The organism is Nitrospira sp. (assembly GCA_016715825.1).
Classification (GTDB): Bacteria; Nitrospirota; Nitrospiria; order Nitrospirales; family Nitrospiraceae; genus Nitrospira_D.
Window position 1 is genome coordinate 37,400 of the sequence record JADJXO010000009.1, and the last position, 17,968, is coordinate 55,367.

A 17,968-nucleotide genomic window follows, 5' to 3' on the forward strand; every position below is an offset into this window, starting at 1 on the left:
CCTACCTCCCTAAGAGACCGGCAACCGTGGGCAGTCCTAGTCTCTCTCGTCCCGATCGTCGTGGTCGTCCTCCCTGTCATCATGGTCACGTTTGCTGTCGTCCAGTGGCGTCCCAGCTGTGCCATGGAAGTAGGTGAGGGCCTTCCGCCAGGCCTGCTTCCCGATCTTCTTCCCCATTTTGCGGGCCTGCAGATCGCCGTCCACAAAATGGATACCACCGTACCGCCGAGAAATGCCTGCCTCATCGGCCGCGTCACTGAATGTTCTCCAGCGTAAGGTCAGATCGGAGGCTGGCACGAGCCCGGGCTCCACGACCGATTGCCCCGCTGGGATGGTGACCGAGTGCCCGAAGCGATCACTTCCCGTGAAGAGCTTGAGAACTCGCGCTGCGGAGGCGCTAAAAATGCTATGGCCAGACACGTATTCTGCGAACGGAGGAGTCACGATCGTCGAAGCTTGATACGGTTGCCAATGTGCTCCATCAATCAAGCGGGTGCCGAGCCCTGGGCCGGCCCAGGCTCGTACTGGTTGTCCAGTAAACAGAAAGTGAATGGCGCTTACCGGACGAACATAGTCATAGAATCGCTTGAAATGCCACGAGGAGACACTCGCGTCTAATACCGCGTTGGTCATGGCAAAGAACATCTTCGCGTCCTCGTCGAGCGAGTGATGGTCACGCCCGGAGATAAACTCCGCAAAGAGGGCCCAGTGGCCAGGTGGCAATTCGGAGTTCGGGCCATCAGCCCAATATTCTGCGATGACCTTCTGCCGATCCGTGAGGGTGGCGCTGTAGTTCAACACTTGCTGGGCCTGCTTCAGGTACTGCCAGGCATCCTGAGGATAGAAATTTGGATCTTTGGGAGCAAACTGATCCGGACGTTTGAGCGCAAACGGGATCACGTTGGTCCAGTGGGGGGCGATGAACTTTTGGATGACGAACCCGCCGTGCCCGTCGCTGACGCTGAGAGGCTGCCAGCGGTTGGGATCATTGAGGTGATTGGGATCGTTCACTGGGAGATAGTTGGTGTAATCGGAATAGGCCCCTGGATGAAGATCGCCCACTTGATTGGAGCCATCGTGGTGCCGATAGTCCAAGACCGCCTGGCACGCCACGTTCCCAGCGCCCGACGGTGTGCTGGGATCGGTCGAGGTATCCGTGGGGTCGTATCCCAATTGCGTCATCACAGCATTGAACTTTGGCACCTCGGTTGGGAAAAGATCCCCTAGGGCCCGATAGGCTGCGAAGCTCATGGCCTTCTTCTTGTTGGGCATGGTGTGTTCAGCGACCGGACGTCGCAAGGTTCCGCCAAGCCGGGTCCCTACTGCGACTCTGTCATAAGCAGCCCAGGTGTCATACATACAGGTATGGGTGATAGCGAGCATGCGGGCGACTATCGGAGGACCGGGATGCGTGTCGCGAATGGCTTGAAGGGCCGCCTTATTCCACGTCACGACCACGGTTTCTTCGGTGTGAGCCTGAGCTGGGGGGGACAGGCTCACCGTTAAGAGGCAAAGCCCGGTGAGAGCGGTGAATAAGCGATACCGACGATTCTCCATAATGGATTCCTCCAAAAGAGTGAGAAGCCAATGGCTTCGTTGCTACCCTGAACCAACGTCGATATGGGTAAGGCACATGTCGTGCCGGAGCGCTACTTGTGATTGATAGCTGCGCGTATACACAAATATCAGTATTTACGTTTGTCTAGCGAGCTGAGCCACCCGAGAGAGGGTATGAGGACATGACGATCGAAAGACAATTAGATACACGGTGAATCTGTTTTGATACAGGAGGGGGAGATCCTAGAGGTTCTGAAGATGGCCGTTCGTCGGCAAGCTCGTGCTATGACGATATCTCGACGGGCATATGCGAGTGTAGATGGCAGAACGCCTCAGCAACAAGTCAGATTCTGAGCCAGTTTCAGAGCACGCACTGGATCGAGGATAGCAAAGATCAAGTGTTCTGCAACCCGGCGCTGTAATCGCAGGACACCTCTGGTGTTCACCCTTCGAGAGAGGATGACGCGAGCCAAATCAGAGCCTCGACCTCTCGGATCTCGATGGGGTGAGGATCTCTCTCAGGACGAACATAAACCACGGGCTTTGAGCACCTCGACGAGGTTCCTCGACTACGCGGCCACTGGCGGTCGCATCGGGACTCGGTCAAACCGAGAGGTATTCCGTCGAGCGTTCCTCGTGTGTTGAACCATCCGATGATGATGGATCAAGGGATCTTCGATGTTGCCGCATGCCACGCATCGCAGACCGCTCATCCACATCGGCACATAGCTCTCCTGCATATCAAGTAAATGATCCGCAACCATAAGCCCACTACATCGTGCGCATTTCATCTCAGGCCCTCCTTTGTTTTCAGACGTGCAGCTCTGCTCGTCTTCATGGTTTACTCGTTTCCATACGCAATGATGATGCCAAGAAGGGTTCTAGTCCGTTACGGCGGCGAAGATGCTTGAGAGACGTGCAACTGAGGGGGCTTCCGCATATCCGATCATCGGCTATGGTGGCATGGAGTTAGTGCCGAACGTATCTAGAGTGATACGCCCAAAGAGACAAAATGATACAGAGCTAAGTATAGTGAACCCCACCCTTGCATGACGTGGCAGGAAAGATCCCGAACATGTCATTGACGGAATTGTTCCGGGTCCCGATAATGCCCAGCCGGAATCCGTGGTCCAGTGGAGGGGAACATCCAGTTCGGCGAACGGGCCAGCCCCAAGATGCTAATGACCATCGAGTTAACCATCCGACCCAGCTAGCTGCCAAGGTGCTCCTGGTTCAGGCCTGTGAAGAACATGATCCCGACCACAAGTTTATCTTGCGGTATGAACGGGAGCCTCCTCGCCAGGGGGAGGATCTACGAGACTATGCCTCCGCAGAAGATTCCGCGCGTGCCGGGGAGGCTCGGGTTATTGAGCGGGCTGAACGAATCTCCGAGCGATTGATGCAGAAACATCCCGCACTGACCTCGGCGTTTGCAGTACTACGGATCAAGACGCCGCTCACGCTGCTGATCGGCTGTGCCGTGGTGGGAGGCTTTCTCGCCGATCCTATCGGACCAGCCGGGCACATCAATCTTCTGAACTTCCCCCTCCTCACTCTCCTTCTTTGGAATACGGTTGCCTATGTCGGGTTACTCTACAACAGGATCCTGCCCCGATCGTCGCGGGATCGGTCGCAACCGGGGTTGCCTGGTTTCGTGGAATGGTTCTTGGGTCTTGATATGAAGAGGCGGCTTCACAGACTTCGCTCCGACCGCACCCAGGGTCCTGAAGAAGCGCAATGGATCGCCGCATCGCTTGCGTCCTACGCGGGACGCTTCCTCCACAGCGTTCAAGATCTGTTGAGTACCCATGCGCGCAGCCTGCTTCATGTGGCCGCGGCCGCGTTGGCAATCGGGGTGATCGCCGGACTCTATCTGCGTGGATTTAGCTTTCTGTACAAAGCCGGATGGGATAGTACCTTCATGGAGGCTGAGGGGGTCTACAGCTTTCTCTCCATCCTGTTCGCACCCGCCAGCTGGCTCTTGGCAACTCCGGTCCCTGGCGTAGAGACCATCGCCGATCTCCGCGGCTCAGCCAAGGCCAACGCAGCAGTTTGGATCCATTTCTGGGCAGTGACGACGGGGTTGTTTATTGTTGTGCCCCGAATGGTGCTTGCCGCAGCCGCATGGATGCGCAAGACTCGCCTGGCCGATGCGATGCACCTACCGAGTGACGAACCGTATTTCCGGCGTCTGCTGAATCCCTATCGTGGAAAGGGGTTGCACGTGGAGGTGCTGGCCTATAGTCATCGCGTGAAGGAGGCGGATGATCGGCTCATGGTGTTTCTCAGTGACGCCTTCGGTGTGCTGGCGGATATTCATGTCGAGGCCTCGGTTCAGTATGGCGAACGTCCCCCACACTGTTCTGTCGATTCCGATCGAGGCCTGTGCGTCGTGGTCCTGTTCAATGTGGCTCAGGCCCCTGAAGAAACGCACAGCGAATTTTTGGAAGAATTGAAAGCCACGATTCAAAAGAGAGGCCGACCGAATATGCTGTTGGTCCTACTGGATTGCGGAGCGTATTCACAAATCGACCATGAGAAACGTCTGAAGGAACGGTGTCAGGCCTGGGCCACGCTCACAAAGGAGTGTGGCGTGAAAGCCCTGATATACCAGGACCCCTCCGGATCGCCGGACAGAGAGCTCCAAGCCGTATCTAACTGTTTGTGGCCGGGTGATTTTCGAGGGAGACCGTGAGCACCAAGAAGTCGCAGATCGCCCTGTCTCTGATTTCCCATACGAATATTGGGAAGACTACGTTAGCCAGAACCCTGCTCCGAAAAGAGGTTGGTCTGGTCGCCGATCGAGCGCACGTGACAATCGAGAACCAAAAATACACCATCCTCGAAACGGAGGCGGGGGAATCTCTGCAGCTCTGGGATACCCCTGGCTTTCCCAACTGTCAGAAGATTCTCTCACGGGTGCAGGGAGCCAAGAACCCCATCCTTCGAATCTTGACGGATGTATGGGACCGATTTCGTGATCGGCCATCCTGGTGTGCGCAACAGGCGGTGTTGAACGTTCAGCAAGAAGCGGACGTTGTGCTCTATTTGGTGAATGCGACAGAGGAACCGACCATGGCTGGTTATATCAAGTCGGAACTGCAACTACTCGAATGGATCGGCAAGCCCGTCGTCGTGCTGTTGAACCAAACCGGCCCACCAAAAGACCGTGAAGATCAAGAACGTCTGGAACGACCTTGGAAGGATTACTTTGTTCGGTGTGGCTTCGTCAGGGGCGTGCACAGCCTTGATGCGTTCAGCCGTTGTTGGGTTCAGGAAGGGATTCTCTTTGAAACAATTCGGTCGGCCCTTCTTCCGGACGACGGCCAGCTCATGAGTCGACTGTTTGCCGTCTGGCAGAAAGCGAACCTGGCTGTGTTTCATACGGCTATGGAGCAGTGGGCGATGCTGGTGGCCCGAGCGGCTAGCGCTCGGGTGATGACCAAGGGTGATGGTTCGTCGATGGAAATCCAGAAGCAACAGGCTGTCGATGGGCTCTTGAGAAATTTGGTGAATGAGGTCGGGGCGACGACCAAAGCAGTTATTGCGTTGCATGGTCTTGAGGGTGATGCAATCGGTGTGATCCAGGCCAGAATGGAACATGTCGAAGTACAACGAGGTGCGCAGGGGATGGGGGAAGCGACCCTCAGCGGAACCGCGATCGGCGGGATCGGTGGAGCCTTGACGAGTGGGGCCTATGCCGGGCTCCATCTGGATGCGGCGACGGGTGGGGTCAGCATGGGTCTGTTCACCGTTGCCGGGGCGGTCGTCGGTGGTGTCCTCGGCTTTCTTGGAGGTGAGGCCTGGGCGGAACGGAAGGTCACTCACACCCAAGCCCTGGTGATCTGGTCGGATGACTATCTTGACGTCCTGGCCCAAGACGTGATCATCCGGTATCTCGCGATTGCCCATTTCGGCCGAGGCCAGGGACAGTATGTTGCGGATCCGGAAGATCCCAGGTTCTGGGTCGAGAAGGTGAAGGACTCAGTCTCCAAGCACCGCCCTACATTGCATCAGCAATGGGCCCGCCTGCGTGGACAAGACGGCATTCTCCAACCAGAGGAGAATGTAAAACCACTCACGACACTGCTGACCTCAATCACACTTGAACTGCTCTGGAACGTCTATCCTGCCTCCAAGCGATTTCTAGACCGCATTTGATCAGAACAAGGGCCTGCTTGAAGTACGTGGCTTGACGGTGTCCGGCGAAACCGGCATGCTCCGCTCCATTTTTTAATGGACAGAAGGATGGCCTGGAAGTCGACTCTCCTTCTGCACGTACGCGTCTAAGCCTACGCGTCTTCTTTGAGAGGGAACCAACACTGATGCCTACCAGTTGCCGAGTTTCGATGGGTCTTTGTCTTACTTTTGTTTTGGGTTGGACGTCTGTCTACGCAGCCCCACAGAATCTGTGCACACTATTTACGGCCAGTGAAGTTCAGACCTTGCTGGGAACCGCCGTTGAGTCGGGAGAAACAGCGGCGATGGGAACGGGTTGTCAGTGGTTCGGGAAGGACGAAGAGTCGTTTGCAATCATTCAAGCCGTCGGTCCTGACTTCCGGCTCGATCCGCAGCAGGCTCCAGGCTATGAACTGATTCCGAACCTTGGGCAGCGGGCATACTCTCACCCCGACGTGGAGGGAGGGTGGCGCGCCATGGCCTTGACGCCTGATGCAGCGATCGTTGTGGTCATGATCGGGGAAACCGCTACGCGCAGTAATACCATCTCCCTAATCCGTCAGGTGCAAGAGCGATGTGCAAAGGGGAAATGAGCGGATAGGTCCTCGGTTGACAATCCATTGATTCACGTCTGAGAATCCTTGTCGATATGTCTGCCAAGGAAATCCCGATTGTTACCCAGTCGACTGTAGCTTCCGTTCAAGAAGACGACGAACCCACGTTTCCGCCATATAAGGGGCCGGTCTTCTTATCCTATGGGTTCCGACCGTTCTTTTTCGGTGCGGCCCTATTCACGGGTTTCGCTGTTCTCGCGTGGGTCGCCCTCTTCATAGGCAGAGTGTCGGTGGACTTTCTCTATTCTCCACGCGAATGGCACGTCCATGAAATGCTGTTTGGATACTTGCCCGCCTTGATCGCTGGGTTCTTGTTGACCGCCATGCCCAATTGGACGGACCGGATGCCCTTGAGAGGAACGCCACTGTTGTTATTGTTTCTGCTGTGGCTCGGAGGGCGGCTTCTCATGGCGTTCCCATTGGCGGGGGCAGCAACAGTCGCCGTTATCGATGGGGCCTTCTTGGTGATCCTGGCAGTCTATGTATGGCGCGAAATTGCTGCGGCAAGCAGTTGGGATCGAACACCGATCGGAGTCTTAGTCAGCTTGTACGCCTGTGCCAATATCCTCTTTCATCTCTCAGCGTTGCGCGGGTCGCCCACAGACTCTCCTGAACGCTTCGCGTTGTCGGTCATGACGCTGATGTTGACAATCATCGGTGGGCGGCTTGCCCCTACCTTTGCTCGAGAGTACCTGGAAGATCGGAACGTCTCCCCGTTACCCATCGTCTTTTCTCGAGTCGATGCGGTTGCGATTGTGTTGGTATTGCTGGGTGTTGCGGCCTGGAATCTCCAGCCAGAGAGTCTCTGGACTGGAATCCTACTGATCGTGGGTGGGATTGCAAGTCTCATCCGATGGCTACGCTGGAGAGGGTGGAGAACTTGGCAGGAACCATTGGTGTTGATCCTCCACATCGGCTACGCTTGGATCGGCTTGTTCCTCGTCGCCCTTGGCGCATCGATTCTCGGGGTCGGATTTACCACCGAAAATGCCATTCATCTCCTGACCACCGGCGCGATGGGCACGATGACGTTGGCGGTGATGACTCGCGCGAGCCTGGGCCATACCGGACGGCCACGCCACGCCGATCGGCTGACCGTGGTGATTTACCTATTGATTAACTTTGGGGCCCTCTTGCGAATCTTTGCGCCGAGTGCCGATGTGCCCACGACCCTGACCCATACGATGCTTGGGTTGTCCGCTTTCAGTTGGAGCGGGGCGTATTTGCTCTTCGCATTCCACTATGGGCCATACCTTGTCGGCCCGAGCCTGGATGAGTAGAGGATGTAAGGAGAAAAAGGATTGGAGTGCTTGGTAACTGGCGGCCATTGATCCGTGCGGGAGGATGCCCATCTGATAAGCTAGTAGCAGTGAACGAAGCATCAATGTCCAAGTCGGTAGCGTGTGTCTGGAGTTAAGGCCTGTAAGGGCGGTTATCAAAGAGACGCAAATGCTATGGGGCCCAAAAGCTGGACGCGCTTAGTCGGAGTGTTGATTGTTGCTGTAGGGTTCATGTGCTTCCCAGTGGGATGGGGAGTCAGCCCTAAGCGGGATTTGAGCTTCTTTAACAACCTGGCGGACCTCGGTGGTTTTGTAAAGTGGGGTATGGCGATCAGTGGAGCAGGTATTGTCATATTGGTCATCTCAATGTTTGTTCCTCCTGGTGAAGAGGAATAGTGTGTATAGTGTGATAGATCATTATGTGGACTCTTGAAGCCATGGAGTGTTTTAATAAAACGTTATTTCTTCCTAAATCTATTTGGAGAAAGGGGGGCGACCGGTTTCGACGGGGATACTGAGGTCACTGTCGCATGTCGAGCTCTCGGGAACTCGTAAAAGTCCGAGAAAACGCAACTGCCAATCAAGAACTGGCACTCGCAGCCTAATTTAGGCTGAGACGTCGTTCCATCTGAGGCCCGCGGGGGTGGAATGGCGTGATGCAGCGGGCTGGTCCAAAGTCGGTGCTCAGCGGCTGCGGACGAGAACTTTCTGGGCTAGTGGCTGTTCTAAGCCTGCCGATGGGCGTGGATGGCTGCGAAACTTAAATTGTCGGCTACACATGTAGACACAGTGCACTGACGATCTTCGGACAGGGGTTCAACTCCCCTCGCCTCCACCAAACCAACCTTCGGTTGACCCGCGGGCTCTTTTTCGTCTTATCGAATTGGTGCCCGCGGATAAAAACCTTGAGTGTTCTGCTTCTTTCTCAATTCGCTTGCCCCGGCGCCTTACGCTTGTTCCGGTTAACAATCGGCCAAATGTCCCGGTTGCCGTGAAGCGGTAGCCGGGCCTGTGGTCTTCCTCAATGGGTTCACAGAGGATGTGTCCATCCAGCAACGTCCTCAGCATCTGAGGAGCCAAAGGCACGTGCCGCCCCAGTAATGCAGGGTGATTGCCTAAGGCACCTCGTAGTTGTTTGGTAATCCGTCGTTCATCCAAAGATAAGGTAGTGGTCAGGGCTTGAAGCTGCGCGAGTTCGGCGACTAGGCTTTCCTTTCGCACTTCTTCCTGATAAAGGGACTGGACGACGGTAGGTGTCCCGTGACCGCTCGCGATGAGATCCGCAAGGTGTTGGAGGCGCGTTTCGAGGAGAGACAGTTCTCGAGTGACGGCCGAACGCCGGTCAGGAGAGTGAGCCTGCTGTGCCCGCAACTTCTCCAATGCTCGTGTGATTGACGCTGAAACGACTCGTCCGTCGATGGCCTCATTCATAGCGGTCAGGACGGCCGAATCAAGAAGGTCTTGTTTAATGGAGACTGCATTCCGACAGATTGACGTTCCACGCTTGTGAAAATAGGAACATCGATAGACCGTCTGCCCGGACTTCCCATCACGGCCTTTACTGATAGCCACAATGGAGCCTCCGCACCTGCCACATTTGGCGATACTACTCAGGAGATACGCGCTGCGCTGGTTCTCACCTGTAGGGCGCGACACAAACCTTCCCTGACCTTCTCGCTTATACGCCGCAGCGTTTCGCTGTCGCAGCGCTTCAACCTGTGTCCATAAGGCATCTGACACAATGCGTAATTCTGGAGCCTCGAGGCGAAGCCAGTCGGACTTCGGCCGTTTCCGCTGTTTCTTGGTACCGTCTCGCTGAATAGTCTGCGTTCGATTCCACCACACAATGCCCCGATAGAGATCTCGCCGAAGGATCTCCCGGATGGCCGTCGGACACCAACCGAGAGGCCCACCCATTGGCGGAGAGACCTTCGTTTGATTGAGGGTCTTCGCTATAGCCGCCAGGCCACAACCTGTCGCATAGTGCTCAAAAATCTGCGCTACGATTCTTGATTGCTCGGGATTAATCTTCCTCACGACATGTTGACGCCTGAGTGTCCCATCTGAGTTCCGATCGGTGCCATAAACTGGCTGATTATCGTATCCGTAAATTTTGTTTCCGGTCACGTAGAGACTCTTGGCCTTACGCATCATCGCATCATGGGTCCGTTGGCTCGCCTTTTCGCGGTCAAACTCTGACGCAAAATTGGTAAGAGCGAGCATCATCTTATCCGTGGCACTGTCGAGTGTCCGTTCCTGGTTCGTGAGATAGAAGAAAACCCGAACGCCGGCATCGACAATCTGTTTGAACGCATACCCGACTTGAATGGCCTCACGACCCAGCCGCGATTCTTCCGACATCACAAGGACCTGGAACGGAGGGCGGGGTTTCAGCGCATTCATCAGTCGTAAAAATCCTGGGCGTTTCACGAACTCGGCGCCACTAACCCCGTCATCCATGTAGATGTGTTCGTCGGAAACCGTCCAGCCCTTAGACTCGGCGTAGGCTCTTGCGTTCTCAATCTGTCGCGTCACGGAGCGAGCTTCCGCTGCCACGCCCGTTTGTTCGGTAGATTTCCTCGCGTATACCGCAGCACGCATATTAAACTCCTTCGCCATCTTGAGGGACTGAAGGATGCCGTTGCTTCTCGGACAATGTCAAGCGAGGAGAGAAAGCTATGGCATGAGTCGACTGGTATTCCGCAACGAGGATCTCGGCCAGTATATCGACCACGGTATCAAAGACATGTGGCGGCCAGGCATCCGAGGTATGCCCTCGGTGGCTGGACTCCTGCCGCATAGCGGCATCGCGAGTGCGTGATGAAGCAGTTATCTTAGAGAGCATGATCACTCATGGAATTGATCCTCGAACCGTGCGAAGCGACCAACAAATTTGAATTGCCGATCACCGATCGGCCCGTTCCGTCGCTTGCGAGCCAGCATCTCGGCTATGCCCGTCTCATCGGTATTTGGGTCATACACAAAGCGTCTAGTCCGTGGCACTTATGAGAGGGTTCAATATTTATGACCATACCGAAAAGGTAGGGGGGCCGCACAAAGGCGAAGTGTCGGACGAGTTTCTTTTCGGGTGTCGTTAGCCTAGGCTGGGCGAGGAGCTTTGGCAGCCACACAGTTGAGGCACCGCGTCCGGAGACGCCGTGCCAGGTGGACTCAGGCACCGTCGTGTCGCGCGAGGCGTTTCGACCGTGCCAAGAGAACAGCCGTCGCCCATGAAGGAGTGTGGCACGCCCGAGGCAACCGTGCCACCGCGGATGGTGTCACGCCTGCAGTCGTGCGCGGCCACAGATTCAGAAGAGCTGTTGCGCCCCGCGTGGGTGAGGGGCGCAACACGATGTTGAGAAGAGGTTGGTGTGTGAGTCCGGTTTCTGTGGCCGTTTAGGATCGGTCCAGCTCTTCAGCGAGGAGTGCGGAGGTGGCAGGAAGGCTGGGGATGCATATCGTTTTGTCAGCAGTGAGAATGCGTCGCCGGGAGGGTGTGTATCTTCTCTACAACCGCCTGGTCACGAAAGGGTGGTAGTCTCTAACCGCTGTCACAGATACGTAGTTGATCTGTAACGTTGAATAGTATCGAAGAGGTAGAACGCCTTCACGATCCCTTCCTTGACGAGTTATAACATAAGTGTTATAGTTCATCCACATGGCCTGGACAGTAATCTACTATGAGACGGCACAGGGAGATAAGCCGATTGAGGCATTTCTCGACGCCTTGTCCCATGGGGCGCGAGCCAAATGTCTGGCCTATATCAGTCGGCTGGAAATTGATGGCACCCGTCTTCCAGCCTCGATTGCGGCCCATGTACGAGGAAAGATCTGGGAGTTGCGTCCGGAATGGTCGGGAACGGAGTACCGGTTCTTTTATGCCGCACTCGTGGGGCAGCGGTTCGTCATCCTGCATGCGATCCAGAAGAAACGGCAGAAACTGCGAGAGCGAGACATCGCCCTCGCAGAGCAACGATACGAGGAGGTCAAGCGAAGGAGTCACGATGAAAACGCATAAACAGTACATCAATGAACAGATCAAGAAGGAGCCAAAGTTCGCTGAGGCTCTTGCGAAGGCAGAGCAGGAAGTGGGGATTGCTGTGGAGTTGGCGAGGCTGCGGGAACGACGTGGGTTCAGTCAGACCGAGCTCGCGAAACTCACCGGCATGAAACAGCCGCAGATTGCTCGCTTGGAAAGCGGGGCGCATTTCCCGGCGTTTCCAACCCTGCAAAAGCTTCTTGGTGTGCTCGGTGGCAAATTGGAACTAACAGCGGACGCCTGCCATCTCGTTCCAACACGACCGAAGGTCGCCGGTGCGCGGCGGTAGTGCGTCTTCAGCATCCAGCGTGCAGAGAAACATCAACGTCGAGTGGAGAAAGACCATGAGACACCGCGCCGCGATCCGACACAAACATCTCCGGCTCGGTCACGCGAAGCTCACGCGCGCGAAGACCGTGCTCGGTGCCAAAACTGAGACCGATGCCATCGAACGCGCCCTCGCGCTTGTGGTGGGGGAGTACACGCTCGACCAACCGTTGAAGCGAGCGAAGGGACGCATGCATCTTTGGAAAGTCTTTCGCTGAGACGCAGCGCCTCATTCTTGACACCAACCTCTACGTCAACTGGTAAAGAACTGGCCCGTACGCCGTTCGAGATCGGACCCGTCTGCACGACCTGTTCAGAACCTTTCGGAAACTTAGTCGGCAGCTCGTCCCGTCTGCCGTTCGGTATTCCCCTGCACTCAGTGACCATCCTGGATAGGTACGTCGCTTTCTAGCCGACATCCGCATCAAGCTCAAGACCATTTCGAAGCTGACTCGTTGATCATCCTTCACCTCGACAAGCAGGCGAACTGATGTCGATATGTGAGCACAGGACTTTCTCGCCTCGTCCGTTGAAGCTGCTCTGCCATGCCGTGCTGTTGATGTGCGAGAGCCAGCTTGTGGTTTCGGGTCCGGTGCCTGTGCGCATCCGACCGCCGTCCTGGCTTTCCGCCATCGGGCTGCGTCGATCATGCCCGCGTGCCGCCTCTGAGGCGGTTTCTTTCCGCGGTCATTCCTCCGCATCGCGCCCGCCGGCCCGCCAGGGTGCGACGGCCTCTCTCTCCTTTGTCGTCGCTGTGTGGCCTCCCTCTCCTCGTGAGAGGCCAACACATCAACTCTAACTTAAAGGAGACAACACTATGGCACCTCAAGACAAGAAACCTCAGCCGGTCACGACGCTTCGATGCAGCCGCATCACAGCGAGCATCTGGAGGAACGAAGGCGTGAACGGTTCGTTCTACAACGTGACTATGGCTCGCTCATACAAGAGCCAGGATGGAGTGTGGAAGAATTCCGAATCCTTCGGCCTGGCGGACCTGGACGCGCTTGTCGCAGTCACCCAACAGGCGAAACTCTGGGTCACGGAGCGGTCGGGTCGCTGATCGCAGTGTGGAAGCCTCCAGCCCTCGGGTCGGGGGCTTCCTGCATCCAATAGAAAGGAAGTACGACGATGAAGCGCTATCATAAATTTGCGACGCATCTCGATCAACTGCTTGGCGGCGATAGCACTAGGGCGTCGATTCCAGAATCTGAATCGTCATCGCCTGGATGCGCACGAGACGGGGAGCCTCACTCTTCAGCACCTGGACGAGCCCCGTGATGCGGACATGATCGCCATTGTGCGGCAGTACTTCCACCACGTCTGGGTGACAGGTTCCCAATACTTCAACGGGGATAATTCCCGTCTCATCTTCGAGTAGGAAGGCGGCTCGACCATAGAGCAGACATTTTGCGGGAGTCGATCGACCATTCGTGCGATCAAATGGGGAGAACATCTGGAGGTCCTGTATCACCCCCTCGACGGTCACGGCATGTTGTTGGTAGGAGAGGGCTTGTGGTGAGAACAAGGTCTGAATCGAAACACGCTCTGGGTCACCGGCACTGACGCTGCTGACACCCAGGAAGAAACTCAGCGTGAGCAGTCTGCTGATCAACCACGGCTGTACGGACATGCCTCCTCCTACTGTCCCAAGTATACCGTGCGGGCCCTTTCGTTCCCCCTCGTGGAGTGTTCCGATCCTGTGCATGCTGAGAAGAAAAGAGCTGTTCAATCGTGTGATGGGGTTCGTTCAAGCCACTGGAGAAGCCCCTCAGGTGGGTTGGGGGCTTCTCGCGGGGTATTGGTGAACGGAACGAGAATGAGCACATCAATGTGCTCACCGCCGGCCAGCGTTTCTGGTAACACCGGTCCTCTATTCCCTCGTCCGCACGGCCCAAGATCAATCACGGTCAGTTCGCCAGACTCATCCTTCACGCGAATCTGATAGCCGACTCCTAACCCACACGCGGTCTGCTGCGGAACCTGAGAAATGGATTGCACCACGCCTCGGATCCGGACGAGTCGGAATTGATAGTGTCTTGGGTCGGACAGAATCGATTGAATGGAGGTGACGGAATACGAGCGCCAGGCAGGCGGCTTCGATCCAGGAAGGGGGTCTGCGGTACTGACACTTGCCGTTACAACGGACAGCAGGGCCATCAGCACAGGGACGCTGTTCCGTGTCGAGGTGTGCATACTCATAGTATAGCGCCACCAGATTGTGTGAGATCGCTGCGAGCGATTGGATACCATCACCGGTCATATGGTTCGAGCAGCCGCAACGGCGCGAGCCAAACATGGGGTCTTCCCATTCGCGGTATCACCAGAGGACATTAACTTGTCTGAACAGGAACTCGCTGCTGAACGGCTCAAAATCAATGTTTTAACAGAAGGGCAGGCTCAAGGTGAGGTGCCTGCGTGTCATTTCATCGAGGTGAGCGATGCGGAGACTGCTAGGACTCGGGAAGGGAAAGATCCTTCATCTCTGTACCGCGAAGGGCTGGCGCTGAAGGAATCCGGGGAATATACACAAGCGATTGTGTTCTTCGATCGGCTGGCCACACAGAATTCCTGGGCCGTCAAGGCACTTGCCCAGAAGGGATTGTGTCTTAAGGCCGTGGGAAGACACGAGGAGGCATTAGGAGTGTTGCAGGAAGCCTCAACGCATGGTTCGGCTACTCACGACGAAAGCCGAGCGGTGCGATATTTGTGGGCCCGAACCCTCGAATCCAATAAACAGTACGACGAAGCCAGAGAAGTCTATGTAGTTCTCTCAATCAAGGACCCACCGCATATCACGATGTACCGGCTCGCCTTGCTCGATTGCAGCATGCTGATTTGGATGTCGGTCATGGAATGCATATAGCAGATTCTACGATTCGGAGCGTTCTGGAGCGGGTGCGAACAGTTCTTGCAAGGTAGTCAACGGTGAGGATTCATCCACATCGGATCTTACCGATGTGCATCCAATTGAGAGCGAGAGATCCGTCCGTGAAGAAGATTATTGATGTGAGGTTGCGTGACTCCCCGTTTAGTGCCCACTTCTATTTGAGCACACCCGTTCCCCTCAATGAATTCGGTGATCTGCCGCATGAGCGTAGATCGCGCACGCTCGTGGCCCGGGCTTTTTTCTGAAACGCATGCAACACCTTTAATCCCCAACGCCTGACTCCCACACTTCATGGGTATCCGGCTGCTCCACGAGGTTTCGAGACCTAATAGACTCCACCAATCACGCGCCGCGTGCAGCACGCGCACGATCGAGACGCCGTCAGGTTGTGGGATGTAGAAAATCAGGTGGTTCTCGAAGCCTGTGATCGCCACTTGCGCGTGGTGGCGAGATCGGGATGGCGCAGCGTCGCCTCCACCAATCCGCACTTCAATCCGCACTTCGTGCGTGCCGCGGGCTCTCTTTCGATTTATCGGACTAGCGCCCGCGGATCAACACCTCCGGTAGTCCCATTCCTCCTAATACCTCGTTTGCGCGTACCGGTGCCTTTTTGTCCTAGTATCGAGACTGGTGGCGCCGAGATATGGCCTCTCCAGTAATCTTTCTCTGACTTCCCGCTTCTATTACTTCGTGCGCGCCGCATGCCTTTCATCGCTCTATCGCAATGGAGCGAACGGACATGTATATCTCCTCCTATTCGAAACGGATCTTCTATGGAAATAAAAAGAATAACCTAAGTATACAACACGGGTATATTTAGTCTATGAGTGCAACGTACACTATTGGCCTCATATGAGACTCTCACTGCGATTCATCATCCCGCTGGCGTTCGTGTTGGGTTTTATCGCCTATGGGGTCATCAGCCTTGTCGATTCTCTGGAGCGAAAATGGTTCGTCCGGGATCTGGACCTGCGGTCCAAGCTGATGGTCGGCACGATGGAAAGGCCGCTCGCCGACCTCGTCGCGACGAATTCCAAGAGCAAGATTCGGGCGTATTTTACTCGTATCGCCCAGGATGAACGGCTGTATGCGATCGGCTTCTGCAGTCGTGAGAACCGCCTGTTGTACGAGACCCAATCCTACCCCGAAGACGTGACGTGCCAGGCGACAATGAGTCTCTCTCCAGGCTCGTCGACCATGATCTCGCTCGGCCATGGGTTCGTTCACATTACATCAGCGACGATCGAATCAAGCGGGCATCCCATCGGACGGCTGGTTCTGCTCCACGATATGAGTTTCATCGAGCAACGCAGCCGCGACACCAGGTGGTACATCGTCTATTTTTTTGTGGGACTCGCGGCGGTGATCTCGCTGATCACGGTGTCGGTTGCACACATCAGCTGGCATGGATGGGTCGTAAGTGTTCGAGCCATGCTGGGCGGGGAAGGGCTTCTCGCTCGTCTGAAGCACGAGGACCATGCGCCGGAACTTCGCCCGTTGGCTCAGGATCTGCGGTCGCTGGTTCAAGCGCTCGAGACTGATCGCCGCATGCGCGATGAAAGCCAGGTATCGTGGAGTCCGGCCAGCCTTAGGTCGATCCTTCATGAACAGCTTGCCGGGGACCAAGTCCTGATTGTCTCCAATCGGCAACCTTACGCCCATAATTGGCAGGATCAGAACATTGTGGTGCAGGTGCCGGCGAGCGGCCTGGTGTCGGCCCTTGAACCAGTCATGCGGGCCTGTTCCGGGACATGGATTGCGCATGGAAGCGGATCGGCGGATCGAGCCATGGTGGACCAACGGGATCATGTTGCCGTCCCACCTACCCATCCTACGTATCAGATTCGTCGGGTATGGCTGACGCCGGAAGAAGAAGCTGGGTACTACTATGGATTTTCCAATGAGGGGCTCTGGCCGCTCTGCCATATCGCCCATGTCCGGCCCACATTCCGGTCGTCTGATTGGAAACAGTATGCCGCCGTCAACGAGCGGTTTGCGCAGGCCGTATATGAGGAGGCGACGACCGACAATCCGGTCGTGCTCGTGCAGGACTACCATTTTGCCTTGCTTCCAAGGTTGATTCGAGATCGATTACCGAATGCGACGATCATCATGTTCTGGCATATCCCCTGGCCGAATGCCGAGAGCTTCGGGATCTGCCCCTGGCGGGAGGAAGTTCTCGATGGCCTGCTGGGAAGCAGCATTCTAGGATTCCATACCAGAGTGCATTGCAATAATTTCATCGATAGTGTCGATCGGCTGCTCGAAACACGGATCGATCGCAACAGTTCGACGATCTCCTTCGGAGGCAAGATGACCGCGGTCAACCCCTATCCGATTTCCATTGAATGGCCTATCCAATGGCTGGCGGACCAGCAGCCGGTGTCGGAATGCCGAATGAGTCTACGAGAGCGCTACGGAATGCCTTCCGATCGCCTTATCGGGCTGGGAGTGGAGCGCTTGGATTACACCAAGGGGATCATCGAACGGTTCATGGCGGTGGAACGGCTGCTGGAACTTCAGCCGGAGTGGATCGGGCGATTTACTTTTCTTCAGATCGCGGCTCCCAGTCGATGGGTCATCGAGCAATACAACAGTTTTAACAGACAGGTCTTGGCGTTGGCGGAACAGATCAACAAGCGGTTTGGTCGAGCCGGCTATCAGCCGATCGCCGTAAAGATCCGACATCATGAGCCGGCGGAGGTGTACGAGTGTTATCGTGGCGCGGACCTGTGCGTCGTGAGCAGTCTGCACGATGGGATGAATCTCGTCGCCAAGGAGTTTGTCGGTGCCCGTGATGACGAGCAGGGTGTGTTGATCTTGAGCCAGTTCACCGGTGCCGCTCGAGAGATGACGGAAGCGCTGGTGATCAATCCGTACGACATCGATCAATTTGCCGAGGCGCTGCACCTTGCGTTGACGATGCCCAAAACGGAACAACGAGCCCGTATGCAAAGCATGCGTGGACTGATTCAAGAGTGTAACGTCTATCGCTGGGCTGGGCGTATGCTGATGGATGCCGCTCGCATGCGTCAAAAGGAGCGAGTGATGAAGCAAGTCGGGCAGGCAAGTTTGTTGACCTGAT

At 55.9% G+C, this 17,968-nt stretch carries 18 protein-coding genes and 1 other RNA gene; 12 read left to right on the plus strand and 7 right to left on the minus strand.

Going from position 1 to position 17,968, the window contains the following annotated elements; genetic code table 11:
* Nucleotides 1–36 precede the first annotated feature (36 nt).
* Both IPM58_15145 and IPM58_15150 read right to left on the minus strand, forming a co-directional pair.
* The gene (locus IPM58_15145; GenBank protein MBK9308378.1) at nt 37–1,557 is read right to left on the minus strand and encodes a vanadium-dependent haloperoxidase; all 1,521 of its coding nucleotides are present in this window, start codon (nt 1,555–1,557) and stop codon (nt 37–39) included.
* 569 nt (nt 1,558–2,126) lie between these two features.
* Nucleotides 2,127–2,348 carry a hypothetical protein gene (locus IPM58_15150; protein ID MBK9308379.1) on the minus strand — a complete coding sequence of 74 codons (222 nt, stop codon included), beginning with the start codon at nt 2,346–2,348 and terminating at the stop codon, nt 2,127–2,129.
* Nucleotides 2,349–2,632: 284 nt separating this feature from the next.
* On the opposite strand from IPM58_15150, the gene IPM58_15155 reads away from it, so the two are divergent.
* From IPM58_15155 to ssrA, 5 genes are all read left to right on the plus strand, one after another.
* Nucleotides 2,633–4,252 carry a DUF2868 domain-containing protein gene (locus tag IPM58_15155; GenBank protein ID MBK9308380.1) on the plus strand — a complete coding sequence of 540 codons (1,620 nt, stop codon included), beginning with the start codon at nt 2,633–2,635 and terminating at the stop codon, nt 4,250–4,252.
* Nucleotides 4,249–5,718 carry a DUF3482 domain-containing protein gene (locus IPM58_15160; GenBank protein ID MBK9308381.1) on the plus strand — a complete coding sequence of 490 codons (1,470 nt, stop codon included), beginning with the start codon at nt 4,249–4,251 and terminating at the stop codon, nt 5,716–5,718. The genes IPM58_15155 and IPM58_15160 overlap by 4 nt, the downstream gene beginning before the upstream one ends.
* A 188-nt stretch (nt 5,719–5,906) precedes the next feature.
* The gene (locus IPM58_15165; GenBank protein MBK9308382.1) at nt 5,907–6,329 is read left to right on the plus strand and encodes a hypothetical protein; all 423 of its coding nucleotides are present in this window, start codon (nt 5,907–5,909) and stop codon (nt 6,327–6,329) included.
* Nucleotides 6,330–6,385: 56 nt separating this feature from the next.
* Nucleotides 6,386–7,630, plus strand: a complete 1,245-nt coding sequence (locus tag IPM58_15170) for an NnrS family protein (protein MBK9308383.1) — start codon at nt 6,386–6,388, stop codon at nt 7,628–7,630.
* Nucleotides 7,631–8,118: 488 nt separating this feature from the next.
* Nucleotides 8,119–8,468, plus strand: a transfer-messenger RNA (tmRNA) gene (gene ssrA / locus IPM58_15175).
* On the opposite strand, the gene IPM58_15180 is transcribed toward ssrA, so the two are convergent.
* Nucleotides 8,447–10,231 (minus strand): recombinase family protein, encoded by a 1,785-nt coding sequence (locus IPM58_15180; GenBank protein ID MBK9308384.1) that lies wholly within the window; start codon nt 10,229–10,231, stop codon nt 8,447–8,449. The two genes, ssrA and IPM58_15180, sit on opposite strands and share 22 nt — an antisense overlap.
* Nucleotides 10,232–10,313: 82 nt before the next feature.
* Here IPM58_15180 and IPM58_15185 point away from each other — a divergent pair, with 82 nt between their 5' ends.
* Nucleotides 10,314–10,451 (plus strand): hypothetical protein, encoded by a 138-nt coding sequence (locus IPM58_15185; protein MBK9308385.1) that lies wholly within the window; start codon nt 10,314–10,316, stop codon nt 10,449–10,451.
* A 26-nt stretch (nt 10,452–10,477) separates the two neighbouring features.
* Here IPM58_15185 and IPM58_15190 read toward each other — a convergent pair whose 3' ends face one another.
* Complete coding sequence (locus IPM58_15190) at nt 10,478–10,633, minus strand: hypothetical protein (protein MBK9308386.1); 156 nt, start codon at nt 10,631–10,633, stop codon at nt 10,478–10,480.
* A 655-nt stretch (nt 10,634–11,288) separates the two neighbouring features.
* Between IPM58_15190 and IPM58_15195 the strand changes: the two genes are divergently transcribed.
* From IPM58_15195 to IPM58_15210, 4 genes are all read left to right on the plus strand, one after another.
* Nucleotides 11,289–11,648 (plus strand): type II toxin-antitoxin system RelE/ParE family toxin, encoded by a 360-nt coding sequence (locus tag IPM58_15195; GenBank protein ID MBK9308387.1) that lies wholly within the window; start codon nt 11,289–11,291, stop codon nt 11,646–11,648.
* The gene (locus IPM58_15200) at nt 11,635–11,958 is read left to right on the plus strand and encodes a helix-turn-helix transcriptional regulator (GenBank protein ID MBK9308388.1); all 324 of its coding nucleotides are present in this window, start codon (nt 11,635–11,637) and stop codon (nt 11,956–11,958) included. Before IPM58_15195 ends, IPM58_15200 begins: the two co-directional genes overlap by 14 nt.
* A 55-nt stretch (nt 11,959–12,013) precedes the next feature.
* Nucleotides 12,014–12,214, plus strand: coding sequence for a hypothetical protein (locus tag IPM58_15205; GenBank protein ID MBK9308389.1), 201 nt, complete (start codon nt 12,014–12,016; stop codon nt 12,212–12,214).
* A 599-nt stretch (nt 12,215–12,813) separates the two neighbouring features.
* Nucleotides 12,814–13,056 (plus strand): hypothetical protein, encoded by a 243-nt coding sequence (locus tag IPM58_15210; GenBank protein ID MBK9308390.1) that lies wholly within the window; start codon nt 12,814–12,816, stop codon nt 13,054–13,056.
* A 126-nt stretch (nt 13,057–13,182) separates the two neighbouring features.
* Here the strand turns inward: IPM58_15210 and IPM58_15215 are convergent, their stop codons facing one another.
* Nucleotides 13,183–13,626, minus strand: a complete 444-nt coding sequence (locus IPM58_15215) for an OB-fold nucleic acid binding domain-containing protein (GenBank protein MBK9308391.1) — start codon at nt 13,624–13,626, stop codon at nt 13,183–13,185.
* Nucleotides 13,627–13,721: 95 nt separating this feature from the next.
* Nucleotides 13,722–14,195, minus strand: a complete 474-nt coding sequence (locus tag IPM58_15220; GenBank protein MBK9308392.1) for a hypothetical protein — start codon at nt 14,193–14,195, stop codon at nt 13,722–13,724.
* A gap of 61 nt (nt 14,196–14,256) precedes the next feature.
* On the opposite strand from IPM58_15220, the gene IPM58_15225 reads away from it, so the two are divergent.
* A complete protein-coding gene (locus IPM58_15225) occupies nt 14,257–14,859 on the plus strand; it encodes a hypothetical protein (protein MBK9308393.1) in 603 nt (200 codons plus the stop codon).
* Nucleotides 14,860–14,945: 86 nt separating this feature from the next.
* On the opposite strand, the gene IPM58_15230 is transcribed toward IPM58_15225, so the two are convergent.
* Nucleotides 14,946–15,383, minus strand: a complete 438-nt coding sequence (locus tag IPM58_15230) for an XRE family transcriptional regulator (GenBank protein ID MBK9308394.1) — start codon at nt 15,381–15,383, stop codon at nt 14,946–14,948.
* 352 nt (nt 15,384–15,735) lie between these two features.
* Between IPM58_15230 and IPM58_15235 the strand changes: the two genes are divergently transcribed.
* Entirely contained in the window at nt 15,736–17,967 is a 2,232-nt protein-coding gene (locus IPM58_15235; protein ID MBK9308395.1) for a trehalose-6-phosphate synthase, read from the plus strand.
* Nucleotide 17,968 lies beyond the last annotated feature (1 nt).